Raw genomic sequence first — 17,822 nt, forward strand, 5'->3', positions numbered from 1 at the left:
CGTGAGCAGGCTGCACGCGGTCCGGGAGGCCGACCTCGACGCGATCGCAGCGGGGGCGGTGGTCTTGGGCTGCGGCGGGGGCGGCGATCCACGCCTGTTCGTGGAACTGTTGCGTCCACTGATGGCGTCTACTTCGGTGGAGGTCATCGCGCCGGACCAGTTACCGGACGGGGCGTTGGTGATGCCGGTGGGAATAGTCGGATCGGCCCTGGCTTTGGAGGAACAACTGCCCTCCGGACATGAGTTTGCGGACACCGCAGCAGCTTTGACGCGGTGGACCGGGAAAAGTCCGAGCGCAGTGATGACCTTCGAAGGCGGTGGACTCAACGCTCTCTCCGGCATTGCGGCGGCGTTGGCGTTGGGAATTCCAGTGGTCGACGCGGACCTGCTCGGTCGAGCGATGCCGCGGCTCGATCACTTCTCTCTCGCCGCAGCCGGGTTGGAATTGTGCCCGGTCACCCTCGCCCAGCCCGGCGGCCTCATTACCGTCGTCGACGGAGTAGATGTGCTGGGCGCCGAGGTAGCGGTGCGGTCGTTGATCGGGAGAACCAGCGGGTGGGGCGCTCTGGCCATCGCGTCGATCGATGCGCGGACTGTGCAGGAGGCGTGCGTTCCGGGAACTCTCTCCCGGGCACACGAACTCGGTCAGCACATCGGGACCCTCGGCAGTTGGCAGGAGATCGCCGAGGCCATCGGAGCACGGGTACGGGGGACAGGCCGAGTGCGTGCGGTGCGTCGTGGTCACCCGGACGCCGGCGATCGTCGGGGCAACGTGATTCTCGAACACGGTTCTGCGGTGATTCGAGTCGAATTCGAAAGTGAGTTCCTGACCGTCGCGCTGGACGGCGAGATGATCTCGACGTGCCCCGACATCGTGACGTTGCTCGACGTCCGGACCGGCGCCTTCGTCTCGTGCGAATCCGTGCACCAGGGGCAGGACGTGGCCGTGTTGGTTCTGCCCTGCCCTCAGTGGTGGGCTGAAGATGTAAGCAGATTGAAAGTTGTCGGCCCGCGTGCATTCGGGATCGACCACGACGCAGTGCTGATGGAGGCGCGATGAGCGCGAGTGTTTCGGCGTTGCTGAACAACCCGATTTTTGTCGGGTTGTATCGACTTGCCGGCAACGGTGATCCCGTCGTCACGACAGTGGGAGCACTCACCGGGGAATCGACACAGTCGGCCGAGGCCGTGTCGGGTGCGGCGAGTTCAGGATCAGTTCTGGTGATTCTCGATCTAATCGACATCGGAGAGTGGAGATTCGATGCTCTCCTTCGCAGAACGGCGGCGACCGGATGCCAGGTGGTCGCTGTGCACAGCACTGCGGCAGAGGATGCCAGTCTCACGTTGCTCGCCGATCGGCTCGGACTGGTGGTGCTCGGAGTATCCGACCCGTGGCAGTTCAGCGTGGATCTTCGTGATCTTCTCTCGAATTCGCGGGCGGTGATGGCCGACGCGGTACTGCGGGCGACACACGCGGGCCAGCGTGCCGGTGGAAGCGTCGAGAATCTTCTGTCGGTGTTACTGAACACCTTTCAGCGTTCGTTCATTCTCCTGGACTCGTCCGGACGTCCGCTGACCGGTGCTGACCTGTTGTCGGACGACGATCGAGCGGCCGCAGGTACGTTGTCGGGCCGCGGGGCGCCCACCACTGTCGAATTGGACTCCGGCGGGGTTCTGATCGCATGCCCGGTGATGTCCGGCGCAGCCCGAGAGCCCTGGCTGGCGGTGCTGCTCCCGGTGCGTCAGAGCGTCGAAGAGGCTTCTCTCTCAGTCGTTCTCGATGTGGCCTCGTTGGCTGTCGGTCACCGGCTGGCCGTTGCGCGTATGGTCGATGAGCGCGAAGCGCGTCGGCGTAGCGCGTTGCTGGGTGAACTCGTCGACACGTCCGCAGACGCCACACCCGGACTGCTCAGGCGCGCACTCGACGCCGGTTGGGCGCTGGACGGCTGGCACATCGGCATCAAAGTCCTGGCCATCGGCGAGGTTGACCTGGTGGCCAGGCGCACTGAGGTTGCAGACGCCCTCGCAGCGGAGGGAATCGACGCCAACGTTGTGGAACAGGCTGACGGCTGGGCAGCGTGGACGACTCTGCCAGGTGAGCCGCGACCGGAGGCGATCACCAGGATTGCCGAACGTATTCGCACAGCTCAAGCGCGGTTGGAGCCCACAATGGAGACGTGGGTGGGAGTGGGACGCGCGCACGATGGCCCTGCCGGTATCGGAGCGTCTCTGTCGGAGGCGGGGGATGCCGCTCGTCTCGCCGGTTCCCGGTCGCACACCGGCCGGTTCCTGCACGTGGACCGCCTCGGGCTGGCGCAGTTGCTGCTGGCGTGGACGCGAACCGACACGTTTCAGCCCGCCGCCGCGGCACTGCTCGCGCCGCTACGAGATTCGAGTGGAGAGTTGCTCGAGACTCTCTCGACGTACCTCGACGAAGAATCGTCTCTGGCTCACACCGCAACTCGAATGGGCTTGCACCGCAACACCGTATCGAGTCGGATCGATCGAATTCAGCGCCTTCTCTCGGTGGATCTGGCCGATCCGGAAACCAGGCTTGCACTCCACCTCGCCTGCCGAACGATCGCGCCGTGACGACGGGCTTCGCAGCTTCGTCTTGACAAGCACGGGAAGTTCCTGCCATCCTCGTTGCCAGGTCACGAGTACCAGTGTTCAGCCCCGGCTTGCTGGTCGGCAACCCTCCTCCGCGGTGGGGTGCTCCGGGTGACGACCCGGCTGCGTTCGAAAACGAATGCGGCAAGCGCGGACTCTTCCGGGGCCATCACCCGAACGAATGAGTCCTTGAACGTGAGGATTGTCTTCGATGACTGCTGTATTGAGTGCCGACACCTGCTGCACCGCTCCGATCGCCAAGGTTTCGGGTGCTGACCTGCAGGTTCCGCTGGTTCAGGGCGGCGAATGCTCCTACGCCAACTTCGACTACGCCGCGAGTGCGCCGGCATTGGCCCAGGTCACCGACCGTATCGCCGAGTTGTTGCCCACGTACGCCAGCGTCCACCGCGGTGCCGGCTACGCGTCCCGGATCTCCACCCTCACCTACGAGAACGCTCGTGAATCCGTTGCTCGTTTCGTGAACTGTGCCGACGATCAGGTTGTCGTCTTCACCCGAAACACCACCGATTCGCTGAACCTGCTGGCCCAGTGTGTCCCCGGCAGCACCGTTGTCCTCGACGTCGAGCATCACGCAAACCTGTTGCCGTGGAACGACGCTCGTATCGTCACCGCCGCAGACACCATCGAAGAGACCATCGAGCGTCTGATCGGTGAACTGTGCACCAAGCCTGCCGCACTGCTCGCAATCACCGGCGCCTCCAACGTGACCGGTGAGATCCTGCCGATTGCACGCTTGGCTGACATCGCTCACCGTTGCGGCGCACGTATCCTCGTCGACGCTGCTCAGTTGGCTCCCCACCGTCGCATCGACCTGCAGGAATGCGGCGTCGACTACGTAGCGTTCTCGGGCCACAAGCTGTACGCGCCCTTCGGCGCCGGCGTTCTCGTCGGCCGCCGTGACTGGCTCGACGAAGCTCAGCCGTACCTCGCCGGCGGCGGCGCCGTGCGTGAGGTGACCATCGGATCCACCGAGTGGGCTTGCGCGCCCGCACGCCACGAGGCCGGTTCGCCCAACGTGCTCGGTGCGGCAGCTATCGCGACCGCCTGCGAAACCCTGCACGCTCTGGACTTCGACGTCATCGCCGAGCATGAGAAGGCGCTCACCGCCCAGCTCACTGACGGCTTGTCCGCCATCGAAGGCGTCTCACTCGTACGGCTGTGGAACGACGCTCCTGACGCCGTCGGAATCGTCACCTTCACCGTCGACGGATTCGAAGCGGGCGAGATCGCCGCATTCCTCTCCGCCGAGCACGGCATCGGAGTTCGCGACGGTCGCTTCTGCGCACATCCAGTTCTCGCACGCCTCGGCCTCTCCGGCGGTGCAGTTCGCGCCAGCCTCGGCCTCGGTAGCAGCTCGGATGACGTCACGCGGTTGGTCGACGCCGTGAACATCCTGGTTTCGAATCAGCGTGATTGGAAGTACGCGAAGACGGCAGGTGCGTGGAACCCTGTGCCCGAGACCCGCCCCTTCCTCGGAGCCGCAGACGACAATGCCGGCGCAGCCGAGTGCGTCTGAGCTGAGCTCGGTCCCCGAAAACTCGAACGGACAACTAGCATGGCAGCCATGGCACCAGCGGACTTTCCCGCCACCCCTTCGAGAGTGAGCATCACTCTCGGTCAGTGGTGCCGTCGCCATGTAGATCTGTGCCGCACCTCGTCAGGAATGTGTTCGAGCTGACGATTCGTCTCGCTCATCCCACACTTTTCTGATTTTCGGAGGTCTCACATGTCTTCACTCGCTTCGCATTCTCTGCACGTAGCGGTCGAGTTGACCGGATCCGGTCACCATCCGGCCGCTGAGGGCGCACCCGGCAACCTGCCCATCATCGGCGGCGACTACTGGGTGGACCTCACCGAGGGCGAAAAGGCTCTCGATTTAGCTTCATTCCCTACCAATGTGGTTCGGATTCGCGCTGCGGATCTGCGTGAGGCACAGCTCGAACGTGCACGGATACGCGCTGCCGTCGCCGAAGAAGGACGCGATCCCGACGGCGTCGCAGTGCTGGTCGATCTCGAGATTCTGGTCGCGCCGGAGGCTCGCTCCGCCCGGAAAGAGCTTGCACAGTTGGACAGCGCGTTGACCTCGCCGCGGGTTCCCGTTTCGCTTCACTACGTCGGAACGCCTTCCGGTCTCGGCAGTTTGATCGCCGATATCCGAGCTGCCGATGTCGCCGACGGCGTTACGTTGTTGCCTCTCGCATTGCCCCGCACTCTCGAGCACCTGGTGGACAGCACCATTCCGTGGCTTCAGGATCGGGGACTTGTCACACCGTCCACCGCGGTCGACGAAGTGCTCAGTCGTTTCGGGCTGCCGCCCCGTCAGCGCACTCTCGCGTCCTGATCCTCACCGATTGCATCTGCGTACAGGTGGAACAGCGACGGTAGTTTGTCGACGCCGTCCACCTGTGCCAGCAGCGTCCAGCACTGTGCCGTGACGGAGCGCGCCCGCTTGCCGATCCAGTTGGTGGGCAGTAATTCCGGTGGCAGTAGCGGATCCGGTTCCATGGCTCGCGTGAACTCCGCCGCGAGCTCGATGGTCATCGTGACAGCATCGGTGCCCGGAGTGTTCTGCAGTTTGTGCAGGCGTGCGGTCGCTACGTCGAGCAGCCGTTCATATCCGTCAGCGATCTCGCCCAATGGCCACAACTGCGCGGCAATCTTCACCGGGTCTTCGTGCATGCCCACTTTCAGATCTCGAGTGGTGAGAGAAGACAGGTGCTGTTCGACGTCGAGTTCGGCGGCCGCATCGAGAACGTACGGTTCCCAGGCGTGCGGCGAGACGTACAGACCGCCCTGGACGAGCGCGCCGCCGAGGTAAACGACCCTGGTGCGCAGCGCATCTCGTGCTTTCCGTGACGACTCCGGAATTGCGAATCCGACCAGATGCCAATATCCGTCCCACGGTGTCGCAGTGGTGCGATCTTGTTGATAGGCCAGCCGAACGAAATCGACGTCGGGTTCCATCTCGCGCACGGCTTTCGGTGTTGCTCGTAGCGTGGACTGCCGCCCGCGACCTTCCTGAGTGAACTTTCCCTCGGTGACCAACCGTTTGATGCACAGCCGAACCTGTTGATCTGTTTTGCCGAGGGCGTCGGCGGTGGCATAGAGGGTGTGCCCGTCGACAGTTCCGTCCGTGCGCAGTAGCCCCTCGATCAAAATCCTCGTGGGTACATCGACGTCTCTGTCGGTCATCGCCCTGCCCTTTCCTCGCGTCTCGACATCTTCGCCCATAACTGTACTATCGAAGTCAAAACGATCGTTTTCACTTCGTACGTTAAGGCGGGAAGATGGCAGTGCAATCGAAGAGTGAGAGGAAGAGTAGCCCTCGTTTGCGCAGGTGGGTGGTTACTTCCCTGGCAGTGGTCGTTGTCCTGATCGTTGGACTTGTGGGCTGGACGCTGTACCAGAACAGCTACGACATCCGCGAGGAAAAAGTGACGATCACTGGGGGATCGATGCCACTCCAGGGAGTCCTTGCATTGCCCGAGCATGGTGACGGCCCCTTCGGGCTCGTGGTTTTCGTCCACGGAGACGGACCGATCGATGCAACACACGACACCTTCTATCGGCCGCTCTGGGAGGCATTCGCAAAGGCGGGGTACGCGTCACTCTCCTGGGACAAGCCGGGGGTGAACGGGGCGCCGGGCAACTGGCTCGATCAGAGCATGGACGATCGGGCGGCGGAAACGGAAGCGGCAATCGCGTGGGCGCGGGGGCGTTCGGATATCGATCGCTCTCGGATCGGTCTGTGGGGTGCCAGCCAGGCGGGGTGGGTGATGCCCAAGGTGGTGAACCTCGACCCGGACGTCGCATTCGTCATTGCCGTGGGCCCGGCGATCAACTGGCTCCAACAAGGTGAATTCAATACCCGTGCAGAGCTTTCCGAGAGGAATGCGCCGGCCGAAGAGTTCGAGAAAGCGCGGGTCGACCGTTCGAAGAACTTGGATCAGTTGGCACGCGATGCATCGTTCGGCGATCTCGTGGCCTCCGGCGAGGCTGACGGTCTCACCGAAGACCGGTGGAACTTCATCCGAAAGAACTACCTCTCGGATGCGCGAGCCGATCTCGAAACCGTGAAGGTTCCGGTGCTCTTGATTGTCGGCGGACAAGACGTCAACGTCGACGTGGCAGACACCGAAAGGGTGTATCGCGAATTGCTCGACGCTCCAGGGCAATTGGTGGTCAAGAAGTACCCCGACGCTACGCATTCGATCGTGGACAAGGATCTCGAAGACTCGGAAGTGAGGTCCGCTCTAGTGGCCGTCCTTGCTCCCCGTTCGATCTTCACCCCCGGGTATCTAGCAGAACAGACTGCATTCTTGGAGGGAATTCATGGCTGACGGAATCACGGTTGTCGCTCTGGGCGGTGCCGGTGCCATGGGCTCGGCAGCAGTTCGTCTGGCCGCAACATTGCCGGGAATCGGCAAGGTAGTAGTCGCGGATCGCGATATCGATGCTGCGAAGCGTCTTTCAGTTGAACTGGCGCAGGCGTCAGCGGAAGTCGAGGCGCGCAGCATCGACGTCACGGACGGTCGCATGCTACGTGAATTGCTTGACGGCGCAGACGTGGTCGTCAATACGGTCGGACCGTTCTTCCGTTTCGGCGTCGGCATTCTCCAGGCAGCGATCGAGACCGGGACTCACTATCTCGACATCTGCGACGACTGGGAGCCGGCCGTCGACATGCTGGAATTGGACTGTGCCGCGAGGGGAGCCGGAATCTGTGCGGTAGTCGGCATGGGCGCAAGTCCCGGGATGAGTAACCTCCTGGCCGCGATGGCAGTCTCGCGATTGGACGTGGTCGACGATCTGTATACAGCCTGGCCGGTTGATGTCGAGGGCGAGGACGAGTCGGTGGACACATTGAGTGCAGCCGCCGTTCACTGGATGCAGCAGATCAGCGGCCAGGTTCCGGTGGTTCGTGCGGGGCGAATCGTCAACGAAGAACCATTGCGTTCCATCGCACTCGAACTGCCCGGCGGACGTCGGGGGAACGCTTACGTGGTCGGGCATCCGGAGCCGGTGATGTTTCATCGGACCATCAAGCCTGCGGGGCATTCGGCAAATCTGATGGTCATCACTCCGGAAACCGTGGCGTTTCTCGACGTTCTCCGCGCCGACATCGACAAGGGGAGAATCGATCTCGACTCGGCCGCTGAAGAATTGGGCAAGCCTTCGCTCGGACGGATGATCCGTGCTGCGCCTCGAATGCTCACGCGCGCCGGCCACGGATCCTTGCCGTTGTTCTTCGCCTCGGCCACAGGGGCGCTCGAAGGTCGAGAGATGCGCGTCGTGGCACGTATTGCCGACGATTCGCCGGTATCGGAGTTGCTGTCGGACATGGCCCGTGCGACTGGAATCCCTTTGGTGCTGGGCCTTGCTCAGGTTGTATCCCGGCTGGCCGACGGAACGATTTCGGATCGGGTCGGTGTGCGCTCACCGGAGAGTGTCATCGATCCGGAAGTTCTGTTCACAGCGCTGGCGCGATTGTTCGATCGAACCGATTGGAGGGAGATCGTTACCGTCGAATCCGAGTTCCGCTAGTCAGTTCGCGGCGTGCGATCCGATGCGACTGCGGATTTCGGCGTCGACTCGGTCTGCGTCTTTGGGGCTGAACGAGGGTGCTCCACGGCCGGTGAGGGTGAGTACCACCGCAGTCTCCTTCCACGGACGTGAAAGATCCAGGCTGTACCACGAGCTGAAATCTGTTGTTCCCCAGATTCGTAGGCGTCCGCTCAGCCACGACATGACTCCGAGGTCGACGGATTCGATCTGCGAGTACGGGACGAACTTGCTGACAAACGGGAAGTAGTAGTGGCGGATCGTCACGCCCTGATTGTCGATCCGGACGGTTCGGTCCTCGTAGATTGTCGATGTTCCTGCACTCACAGTGATAACCCGGTTCCTGCTGGTCGATGCTCTCGGTGGCTGCCTGAAAACCAACCATACAGTCTCTATTAGGACAGGCTGCGAGCGCGGGCGTCAAGTGCTGGTGGGCCTTGAGACGACGAGATCGCTCACCGCGATCTGGGCATTGCCGATTGCCGTCTGAACTGGTTCACAACTGCTCGATGCTCGGGCGAGCGCAAGAACTGCGGTGAGCAGGGCAGCGTCGGGTTGTCCTTCGAACGGTCCGCCCTCGACATCGAACTTTCCGGCCCGCAACTGCTTTCGGGCGTTGATTCCCAGTTGTGAAATGACCTCGTCCATGGCGGTCAGACACTGGGCGAGCGCGCCGATGGACCAGTAGAGATCGGCGGCAACGACGGGTGTCCCCGACGCCACGGTGCCGGCGCGGCGTAATCGATTGTGGGTGTCGAGCAGTATCTCGGGCAGTCCGTGGTCTGCGCAGTGTTCCATCCCGCCGCCTCCGTAAGGTGTAAAGTTAGGTTATTCAATTACGGTAAGGCAGGGAGGTAAGGGATGCAAGTAGTTTTAGACGATTACGTATCCGGTGCGTCGTTTGCGACGGACCTGGTCAACACCTCACCCCGCGTGTGGGTGGAGGCCGGTGACGCGTTGGCTGCCCCCCAGACGCTTCACGATCTACTGGATGAACACGGACTCTCGCCGGACGCGCTCCGCAACGGGCATCGGCTTACCAGCGGTGAACTTGCCGACGTCAAGGAACTCAGAGAGGGGATTCGTTCGATTCTCGATGCTCCGACTTCTGATGAGCTCGTTGATCGCACTCATCGATTCCTGCAGACCGTCCCACATCATGTTCGACTCACGCCGGATTCCCAGAACGACTACCGGTGGAATGCAGTACCGGACAGCACAATCGATCTCGCGGGTGAACTCATGTTGTTGATCGGTTACTCGCTACTGGGGACTCTGCGCACATTGGGGTACGAACGATTCCGCCCATGTGCATCGCCGACGTGCAACGGGGTGTTTGTCGATACAAGCCGGGGAGGGCGGCGCCGCTACTGCATGCCGGCGTTGTGCGGCAACCGAATCAACGTCGCGAATCACCGTCAACGGCAGCGTGATACATAGTCGCTGTGCTTGCCCGGTCGATAGTGACAATCGAACAGAGTACGGCCGAGTGTATGGGTCACTTCAACGAGATCCAGACCACGTCAGTCCCGCACCATTGTCGCCATGGCAACTTCTAGTAGATGGCGGCTCGTATGAAAGCTCGTTCTGTCTCCGCGACAGCAGTTATCAGCGTTGGCGTGTTCACCCTGGCTGGGTGTGGCGGTGCGTCCAGCCCCGAAGGCTCGGTCGGTGAGTATGCAAAGGACGGCAGTTTCACGACTGTCATCAACGCCGATCCTGGAAATCTGCATCCTCTGATCACCAATCTCACGTCGACGCAGATCGTCAACGCGTACTCGTACGATTCGTTGATCGACGTCGATGCGCAAACACGCACTGTGCGTCCGTACCTGGCGGAGAGCTGGACGGAAGAAGGAAACACGCTGAAGTTCGTGCTCAAGAAGGGCATCACCTGTGCCGACGGCACTTCCTTCACCGCACAAACCGCGGCCGATGACATCAATTGGGTCATGGATCCTGAAAATGCTTCACCGCTACGCGGATCCACTGTGCCGATGTCGACTTCGGCCTCAGCGGACGGTGACGAACTGACGGTAACCACCGCCGAACCCGCGCCCTTCCTGCTCTCTCGAATCGGCGCGTTGCGGCTTCCGTGTGCCGCGACGCTCGAAGATCCGGCCAGCATCCGTTCGAGTAGCAACGGCACGGGTCTGTTCAAGGTCACCGAGGTTGTTCCCAACGATCACATCACGATGGAACGCCGCGACGGATACACCTGGAGCCCGAACGGGGAGACCACGTCTGACACTCTCGGGGTGCCGAAGACCGTGACGATCAAGATTGTCACCGATCCGAGTACGACGGCGAATCTTGTTCTCACCGGCGGGGTCAATGCCGCAGCGGTGACCGGTTCGGACGAGGAGCGAGTGCTGGCAGCTGGTCTTGATTCGAAGACGTACACCACGTTGTCCGGTGAGTTCATCTTCAATCATTTCGCGTCTCTGCCCACGGCGGACCGCGCTGTGCGACAGGCTCTTGTGCAAGCCGTCGATCTGGACGACTACACCGAGATCACCACCGGAGGTAAGGGAACCCGCGCACGCGCACTCGCGGTGTCGGAACCCCTCGCCTGCGATTACAACAGTGTCGAAGGAACGATTCCCGAGTTCGACGTCGACGCAGCCAAGAAGACCTTGTCCGACGCCGGCTGGAAGGCGGGTCCCGACGGCGTCCTGACAAAGGACGGTCGACCGCTTACCCTCAACGTGATTTTCAACAATGCCCGCGATACGAACTCTGCCGCCGCGGAATACGTAGCGACACAATGGGAAGGACTGGGGGCCAAGGTCAAACTGACCGGCGGTGACTACAGCTTCGTCATTGCCAACACGTTCAGCACCACTGACCTCTCGTCGTGGGACGTCTCCATCGGTTTGACGCTGGGCAGTGACACACCCAGTATCTTTGCCAAGTATTTCACCGGTCCGCCGAAGCCCGAAGGAGTGAACTTCGCTTCGCTCGACAACAAGAAGTACATCGAATTGTCCACTCAGGCTTCGCTTCTTCCGGGCGATGAGTCCTGCAAGGTGTGGGAGGAAAGTGAGCGGGCATTGTTCAACGACATCGACCTGCTTCCGGTGTCGACGACTCCCGCACACATGTTCTTCAACGGCGCGACGTCGATCTACCCGCCGTCGAGCGGAATCCTTCCGGGCTCGGCGATCCGTGTCCTGAAGTAGATCGGGCCTGATATATGGGCACCGACCGATCTCGTCAGTTGGTGCCCATATCCGCTGTCCGAACGGGATCGCCACGTGCGTCGAAGGAGAATTTTTCGATAGTTTCGCGGATCGGCGCGAAGCTAAGGCGAGCCTCTGCCTACACTGACCAGCCCGTCGAGAGTCTTCATCAGCACATGAGTCAGGTTGACGACAACGAGATGTGCCCCCGCTGCGAATGAGTGCCGTGCCTGTTCCGCACTTGAAACGATCTCCATTCGCTTCTGGTCTGCGGCCGCGGCTTGATTGTGCAATGTGGATAGTGCTTGCAATACGCGGATGTCGTGCGGACCGTCGACACCGAACGACAATGCGAGATCGGCGGGGCCGCCCATAACGCCGTCGATCCCAGGAACTGCCATTATCTCTTCGGCGTTCGCGCAGCCGGTGTGGGACTCGATCATCACGATTACCACGGTTCGGTCGACATCTGCCTGCAAGTGTTCGCGAGCTGGTACCTGGCCGAAACGCCCGGCCCGCCCGTACGTGGCGAAGCCTCGGTCGCCGACCGGGGCGTACCGGGCTTGCTGAACCACCGTGCGAGCCTGTTCCGCGCTGTCGACGTGCGGCACGACAATTCCCGCTGCACCGTGGTCGAGAACCCGCTGGATCAGCGCTGGCTCGTTTTGCCCGACGCGCACCAGAACATCCATGCCGTGCAGTTCTGCCGCAGTGATGTGCTGTCTCAAGGCAATCAGATCTGCGGGGCCGTGTTCACAGTCGATGAACACGTAGTCCATGCCGGCGACCCCGGCCATTTCGACCAGTTCCTCCGAGGGCATCCTGACCAGGACGCCGAGAAGGTGCTCACCAGAGCGCAACTTCGCCCTCATCGGGCCACCATTCCGGCGGAGAGATCTATATCGGCTGCGCATAGGCCCGGCATTGAGAGCATCGCAGTGACGGCCGTCGCCACCTCCTCCTCGCTGACCATTCGGCCGAGAGCTGACCGAGATACGAACGCGCGTTCTGCTTCCTCGTAGGTTCCGCCTGTCCGGTCGGCTTCCAGGGTGAAGTTGCGGTGCATCCTCGCACTGTCCACCGGCCCCGGAGAGAGTGAGTTGACATTTACGCCCAAGGGGCCGACTTCGGTTGCGAGGGTGGTGGTCAAACCGATTACTGCCATTTTCGACGCGCAGTATGGAGTTCTACCTGTGAGTGGACGTTTCCCGGAGACAGAGGCGATGTTGATGATGTCCCCCCGCCCGGCTTCGATCATTCCAGGCAGGAAAGCACGGCACATGAGAAATACGCCGCGCACGTTGACGGCGAATACGTCGTCCCAATCGTAGGTGGCAATTCCCGTCAACGGGGCAACGGGACCCGGTACGCCGGCGTTGTTGATCAGGATCGATACGTCCTCATCGGCGATCTTTTCCGCGAGTTCGTCGGCAGAAAACGCCTGTGCAACATCGCATGTCTCGGCACGAACTGCTTTTCCGTTGGCTGCGGCGACCAAGTCGAGTTTGTGGCGGCTGCGACCTACGACGACCACTCGTGCACCGTTCTTCACCAGTTCCGCCGTAATGGCCGCTCCGAGGCCACTACCGCCTCCTGTGACCAACGCCGTACGACCTCTGATGTACTCGCTCACAGTGATACGCTCGCGTTGTAGTGATCGCTCCAGTTAAGCTCTGCGGTACCGTATTTGGCGGCGCGAACGTCACCTGAGCGCGCGTGACCCTCGAACAGTTCTACGCGCGATGCCCGCCCGCAAACCTCACCCAACTGTGCGCTGGACGCCTTGTCGGTCACCTCGGAGTACGTGACCGTCTTGAGGTACTTTCCAACCCAGAGGCCACCTGTGTATCGCGCTGAACCACGCGTAGGGAGAACATGGTTCGTGCCGATCACTTTGTCGCCGTAGGAGACGCAGGTACCTTCGCCGAGGAAGAGACCACCGTAATTGCTCATCGTCGCCAGGGCTTCGCGAGGATTCTCGGTGAGGACCTCTACGTGTTCGCTCGCGTAGGAATCCGCGAGTGCGTAGGCGTCGACGAGTGAATCGACGACGATGACTTCACCGTGGTTGCGCCATGCAGGTTCGGCGAAGTCTTTGGTAGGCAGGTCCGGAAGAATGTCGTCGATGTGCTTCGTGACTTTGCGCCCCAGTTCTTCCGAGGTGGTAATCAAGACTGCGGGGGAGTCCGGGCCGTGTTCCGCTTGTGAGAGCAGATCGACCGCAACGACGAACGGATCGGCGTGTTCGTCCGCAATGATCAGGATCTCGGTTGGCCCTGCAAAGAGGTCGATTCCGACCTCGCCGAAGAGTTGACGTTTGGCTTCAGCTACATATGCATTGCCCGGACCTGCCAGAAGATCGACGCGGTTGACGGTTTCGGTTCCACAGGCAAGCGCTCCGATCGCCTGGACGCCGCCGAGTAAATAGATTTCGTCGGCTCCGGCGAGGTGCATCGCTGCGACAGTAGCGGCGGGTATCTCGCCGCGGATAGGTGGTGTGCAGGCGGCGACGCTGGGTACACCCGCGACCTTCGCCGTCACAATGGTCATATGCGCGGAAGCAGTCAATGGGTAGCGTCCGCCCGGGACGTATGCGCCGATCCGGTTGATCGGAATGTGCCTCTGGCCGAGATGAACTCCGGGAAGAGTCTCGATCTCGAAATCAGTCAATGAGTCTCGCTGATGCTGTGCAAATGTACGCACTTGGTGCTGAACGAACTTGATGTCCTCGATTACCTGGTCAGGAACACCCGCGATGATCTCCTCGATCCGCGCTGCCGATAGGCGGAAAGACTCTGGGCTCCACTTGTCGAACTCTGTCGACCATTTGCGCACGGCTGCATCGCCATTGGCCCGGATATCGTCGAGGATCGACGACACTCGCTCGCCTACTTCTGTTCGATCGCGTCGTACGGACTCGGCGGGAACGGGGTTCTTCAAAACTTGGGGCATGTCTACTCCTGGGTGATGGATTCAGAGATGGCAGGAAGCCAGCCATTGATCATTCGAGCGATTTCTACCGGCTGTTCCCAGACACTGAGATGGCCGGCTCCGTGTAGGTGTTCGAGGCGAGACCGGGGGACAGCGTCGGCAATGTCTCGGTGAAAATAGTCGGGACACAGTTGGTCTCGCGTTGCCGAGACAACCAGAGTGGGGCAAGTGACATTTCGCAATTCGGGTATTGCGCCAACACGCGTGCATTGAGCGGCAAGTTGCCGCCGCAGAACGACCGGGCCGACCCGTGCAGCCATGGCGGTGAATCTGTTGGCCAAACTCGGTGGGGGAGTTTCGTCGGCGAACATCGTCGGCAGGATGTCTCGCACGATCTGCTCGAAGTCGCCGCTGGTGCATTGAGCTGCCATGCGGTACCAGGTTCGATGCTGAATGATTGTCGGTGCTCCGGCATTGGTCGACAAGGCGCAAAACCCTGTCACCCGTTCGGGTGCCGTTCGAAGTACCTCGAACCCGACGATCGCTCCAAGGCTCAACCCGGCGAGGACAAACGGTCCTTCGACTGAGGCGAGGACCTGCTCAGCCATTGCGCCGATTGTCGTGGCGTCGATCGACGCGATGACGGTGTCCGCGTCCAGTCCAGACCTGATCTCTGTCCAGAGGTCGGCGTCACAGAGCATTCCAGGGACGAGAACGACTGGCAGAGTGCTCAACTCAGGTTCCTAGTTTACGTGGGACCAATGCGTATGGTGCCACGTAGCCGTTGTGGTCCAGGGCGTCGCCGGCATCTGCCGCGGCCTTGACCACTTCCTCGTCCCATTCCAGACGTACGCGACCGTCGCCGCTGTTGACCACTAACATCAACCCCGTCGATTCTCCGACGTTACGGATGGATCGGAACGCGCCCCGGGGGATGGAGAGTATGTCCCAGGATTCGAGGGTCACGGTGCGCGAGTCCGGGCCACGATTGACAGTCACTTCCCATCGACCGTCTTTGACCATCAGCACCTGGCTCTCATTGTGGCGATGCAGTGAAACACCTTGTTGCGGTCGTGCTCTCAACCAAGCGATGTTGTGGCCGTGCGGGTTGTAGATGCGAGGTTCCTGATCAAGATCCTCGGTCATCCCGAAGCCGATCACAAGTCCGAGTTCCGCACCGCCACCGGCGATCCGAGAGTCCAACAGTGCTCGATCGGACCAGTCTATGTTTTCTGCGGTTGCGATCCGAGAAGCCATTTTCTCGACACTGAATCTGCGCAGCCCGGCGATCTGCTCGGCGCTGATCGGCTCCATCAGTGGTGTGTCCTCACGGAGCTGGTCACCGGCGATGGTGTCGATCAAAGTATTTTCGGCACTGAGATACAGTCCGTGTCCCTTTGCCTCTTCGAGAACAGTTGGGCCCCAGATGATACCGCCTGTGTTGTCCATGCCGAGGGCCGTGAAGAGGATTCCGTCATCGGGTCCGACATTGGTGAAACCGCGGAATATCCAGGTCGGGATCGATGCAATTTCGCCTTCGCGAAGCAGCGTTTCGCCCTCTGTGCCGTCGGCGCCCCATCGGAGTAGGTACTCTCCGCGGAAGCAGAGAAACACTTCGGCGGTGAAATGCAGGTGCAGATTGTTGGTTACGCCGTTGGGCATGGCCGCGCCACCGATTTGAAAGCCGTGAGGTTCACGGAGATTCACAACCTGGCCGGAACTCTGGGTGACCCCTCGGCCGATCATGGAGTAGTTCTTCTTCTGGTCCGAACCCGGAGTGCGGCAATCGATGAACGCTTGGTTGCAGGAGACGAAGTCATTCTGGCGGATGGTGCGCCGGGCCAGTTCCTCGATGGTGACAGTTACGTCGGACGACATGGGACCTCTCAATTGGCTTCGTGGGACTGTCGTGCATAGGAGGCTTCCAGTCGTCGTGCTGATGATTCGGCGCGATTGGAAGCTACGCATTTATACGTATGCATAGTAGGCCGACAGAGGGTTGTTGTGTCAATGCCCTGGGTCCCTTTTCTGGAAAATGGCGGCGATTTCTCAGCATCGTCCCTGTTCGGAGAACTTCTTTTCGATTGACTCGCATACAGCTCGCTGTCGGGTCCGCGTGCGTCAGTCGACCGCCTATGATCCGTATACATAGTGCGGATTCTCGGCTCTGCCGGGTGGTTGAGGAATGAGGAAGCAATGGCGATCACCAGTCGCGATGTTGCACGACTGGCCGGGGTGTCGCAGCCGACGGTCTCCCGAGCTCTTCGTGGAGACCCGCGGGTTGCAACAGAAACTCGGATGCGGGTGGAAAGTGCGGTCGCGGCGCTCGGCTACGTACCAAGTGAGGCAGGACGCAGTCTCGTGACGCGCACGACCAAGCGTGTGGGGATCGTGGTCAGTGATCTGACCAATCCGTTCTATCCGCATTTGATCGGACCATTGCATGACACCCTCGAGAAGCATGGCTATCGGATGATGGTCTTCACCGAACGCTCGGACAGTCAGATTTCCATCGAGCAGCTAGTGGATGGTTCAGTGGACGGACTGGTGTTGCTGACCAGCAATGTGGGCTCCGAACTGCCTACCGAACTCAATCGGCGTCGGATTCCATTCGTGTTCCTCAATCGGGAGAGTGGCCAGGGGTTGGGCGATGCCGCTGTGGTTGACAATCAGTTGGGCGGGCGCATGGCGGCAGCCAGGCTCACTGCCCTAGGGCACCGGCGGATAGCCGGCATCTTCGGTCCTCTCGAAACCAGCACTGGTCGTGATCGTGAAATGGGCTTCCGGTTGGAGCTCGCGGATGCCGGAATCGGGCTTGTCCCCGATCTCACACGGCATGGCCCTTTCGAATTCAAAACGGGCTATCAGGCGATGACAGAACTCTTGGCTCTGCCGGAGCCGCCCACGGCCGTGTTCTGCGGAAATGATGTGGTGGCCATCGGGGCTGTCAACGCGGCGCTGTCCAAGGGCGTTCGGATTCCCGACGAAGTGAGCCTGATTGGTTTCGATGACATTCCCATGGCGGCCTGGGAAGTATTTCGGCTTACGACGATCGGCCACGACCTCGAAAAGATGGCTGCTGCCGCCGCTCAGTTGTTGGTTGAGCGGCTTCGTGGTGGCGTCGACAGCTCGCCGCGGAGGGTCGTGCTCGAACCGCAATTGATCGAACGTTCGACTCTCGGGGCACCGGCTCTCTGAAACGATCTTGCATACGTATATTTCAATGCTGTTCGTCGGTTGATTTGCGCCATCTAGCCGTGGCTGGAGTATCGACCGCGCAACGCTGGAGAATTACCTGTACCTGCAGTAAGAACGCCATGTGGGTTCTGTCCTGAGTGGGTCAGGGCTATGTCACCGCGCGAAATTTCATCGCGCCGGCTCTTGTTCTAGGACTGTACATACGCATACACTCTGAATTCATTGAGAGCTGCGTTACATTCGGTGATCGCCTCTCGCCCCAGCCCAGACCTTCTAAGAAGGAGTTCCGAGTGACCACCCGAGTCCCCCCGGCCCACT

General features: G+C 61.0%; 17 protein-coding genes and 1 riboswitch. Of the genes, 9 read left to right on the forward strand and 8 right to left on the reverse strand.

The annotated features are described in order from the left end of the window. The first annotated feature begins 1 nt into the window (after position 1). The 4 genes from ACFWAD_RS17690 to ACFWAD_RS17705 all read left to right on the forward strand — a co-directional run bounded on the left by ACFWAD_RS17690 (position 2) and on the right by ACFWAD_RS17705 (position 4,972). A complete protein-coding gene (locus ACFWAD_RS17690; protein WP_378546048.1) occupies positions 2-1,060 on the forward strand; it encodes a DUF917 domain-containing protein in 1,059 nt (352 codons plus the stop codon). Then, entirely contained in the window at positions 1,057-2,592 is a 1,536-nt protein-coding gene (locus ACFWAD_RS17695; RefSeq protein ID WP_378546051.1) for a PucR family transcriptional regulator, read from the forward strand. The genes ACFWAD_RS17690 and ACFWAD_RS17695 overlap by 4 nt, the downstream gene beginning before the upstream one ends. 60 nt (positions 2,593-2,652) lie before the next feature. After that, positions 2,653-2,767: riboswitch (SAM riboswitch) on the forward strand. Between the two features lie 54 nt (positions 2,768-2,821). Then, positions 2,822-4,147 carry an aminotransferase class V-fold PLP-dependent enzyme gene (locus ACFWAD_RS17700; protein ID WP_378534667.1) on the forward strand — a complete coding sequence of 442 codons (1,326 nt, stop codon included), beginning with the start codon at positions 2,822-2,824 and terminating at the stop codon, positions 4,145-4,147. A gap of 210 nt (positions 4,148-4,357) precedes the next feature. Then, a complete protein-coding gene (locus ACFWAD_RS17705; protein WP_378546054.1) occupies positions 4,358-4,972 on the forward strand; it encodes a hypothetical protein in 615 nt (204 codons plus the stop codon). On the opposite strand, the gene ACFWAD_RS17710 is transcribed toward ACFWAD_RS17705, so the two are convergent. Continuing rightward, complete coding sequence (locus tag ACFWAD_RS17710) at positions 4,951-5,862, reverse strand: PaaX family transcriptional regulator C-terminal domain-containing protein (RefSeq protein WP_378546057.1); 912 nt, start codon at positions 5,860-5,862, stop codon at positions 4,951-4,953. The two genes, ACFWAD_RS17705 and ACFWAD_RS17710, sit on opposite strands and share 22 nt — an antisense overlap. A 110-nt stretch (positions 5,863-5,972) precedes the next feature. Between ACFWAD_RS17710 and ACFWAD_RS17715 the strand changes: the two genes are divergently transcribed. Together ACFWAD_RS17715 and ACFWAD_RS17720 are read left to right on the forward strand one after the other, a co-directional pair. Further along, on the forward strand, positions 5,973-6,971 hold the full coding sequence (locus ACFWAD_RS17715; protein WP_378546060.1) for an alpha/beta hydrolase family protein: 999 nt from the start codon (positions 5,973-5,975) through the stop codon (positions 6,969-6,971). Beyond that, complete coding sequence (locus ACFWAD_RS17720) at positions 6,964-8,175, forward strand: saccharopine dehydrogenase family protein (protein ID WP_378546063.1); 1,212 nt, start codon at positions 6,964-6,966, stop codon at positions 8,173-8,175. Before ACFWAD_RS17715 ends, ACFWAD_RS17720 begins: the two co-directional genes overlap by 8 nt. On the opposite strand, the gene ACFWAD_RS17725 is transcribed toward ACFWAD_RS17720, so the two are convergent. Further along, positions 8,176-8,520: a hypothetical protein gene (locus ACFWAD_RS17725; protein ID WP_378546066.1), complete on the reverse strand. Its 345-nt coding sequence runs from the start codon at positions 8,518-8,520 to the stop codon at positions 8,176-8,178. It lies immediately after the preceding gene. A 93-nt stretch (positions 8,521-8,613) separates the two neighbouring features. After that, positions 8,614-8,991 carry a hypothetical protein gene (locus tag ACFWAD_RS17730; RefSeq protein WP_378546068.1) on the reverse strand — a complete coding sequence of 126 codons (378 nt, stop codon included), beginning with the start codon at positions 8,989-8,991 and terminating at the stop codon, positions 8,614-8,616. 63 nt (positions 8,992-9,054) lie between these two features. Here ACFWAD_RS17730 and ACFWAD_RS17735 point away from each other — a divergent pair, with 63 nt between their 5' ends. Together ACFWAD_RS17735 and ACFWAD_RS17740 are read left to right on the forward strand one after the other, a co-directional pair. Beyond that, complete coding sequence (locus ACFWAD_RS17735; protein ID WP_378546071.1) at positions 9,055-9,633, forward strand: CGNR zinc finger domain-containing protein; 579 nt, start codon at positions 9,055-9,057, stop codon at positions 9,631-9,633. A gap of 134 nt (positions 9,634-9,767) precedes the next feature. Next, entirely contained in the window at positions 9,768-11,375 is a 1,608-nt protein-coding gene (locus ACFWAD_RS17740) for an ABC transporter substrate-binding protein (protein ID WP_378534681.1), read from the forward strand. Between the two features lie 122 nt (positions 11,376-11,497). On the opposite strand, the gene ACFWAD_RS17745 is transcribed toward ACFWAD_RS17740, so the two are convergent. Genes ACFWAD_RS17745 through ACFWAD_RS17765 form a run of 5 tightly spaced genes read right to left on the reverse strand, consistent with a single transcriptional unit; the run spans position 11,498 to position 16,184 of the window. Continuing rightward, a complete protein-coding gene (locus ACFWAD_RS17745) occupies positions 11,498-12,247 on the reverse strand; it encodes an HpcH/HpaI aldolase/citrate lyase family protein (RefSeq protein ID WP_378546074.1) in 750 nt (249 codons plus the stop codon). After that, positions 12,244-13,008, reverse strand: coding sequence for an SDR family NAD(P)-dependent oxidoreductase (locus tag ACFWAD_RS17750; protein ID WP_378546077.1), 765 nt, complete (start codon positions 13,006-13,008; stop codon positions 12,244-12,246). Before ACFWAD_RS17750 ends, ACFWAD_RS17745 begins: the two co-directional genes overlap by 4 nt. Beyond that, on the reverse strand, positions 13,005-14,327 hold the full coding sequence (hisD, locus tag ACFWAD_RS17755; RefSeq protein ID WP_378546080.1) for a histidinol dehydrogenase: 1,323 nt from the start codon (positions 14,325-14,327) through the stop codon (positions 13,005-13,007). The genes ACFWAD_RS17750 and hisD overlap by 4 nt, the downstream gene beginning before the upstream one ends. A 2-nt stretch (positions 14,328-14,329) precedes the next feature. Then, positions 14,330-15,040, reverse strand: a complete 711-nt coding sequence (locus ACFWAD_RS17760) for an alpha/beta fold hydrolase (protein WP_378546083.1) — start codon at positions 15,038-15,040, stop codon at positions 14,330-14,332. A 1-nt stretch (position 15,041) separates the two neighbouring features. Then, a complete protein-coding gene (locus ACFWAD_RS17765; RefSeq protein WP_378546086.1) occupies positions 15,042-16,184 on the reverse strand; it encodes a hypothetical protein in 1,143 nt (380 codons plus the stop codon). 318 nt (positions 16,185-16,502) lie between these two features. Between ACFWAD_RS17765 and ACFWAD_RS17770 the strand changes: the two genes are divergently transcribed. Next, positions 16,503-17,504 (forward strand): LacI family DNA-binding transcriptional regulator, encoded by a 1,002-nt coding sequence (locus ACFWAD_RS17770; RefSeq protein ID WP_378546089.1) that lies wholly within the window; start codon positions 16,503-16,505, stop codon positions 17,502-17,504. The last annotated feature ends 318 nt before the right edge of the window (positions 17,505-17,822 follow it).

The organism is Rhodococcus sp. NPDC059969, assembly GCF_042738325.1.
Taxonomy (GTDB): Bacteria; Actinomycetota; Actinomycetes; order Mycobacteriales; family Mycobacteriaceae; genus Rhodococcus_F.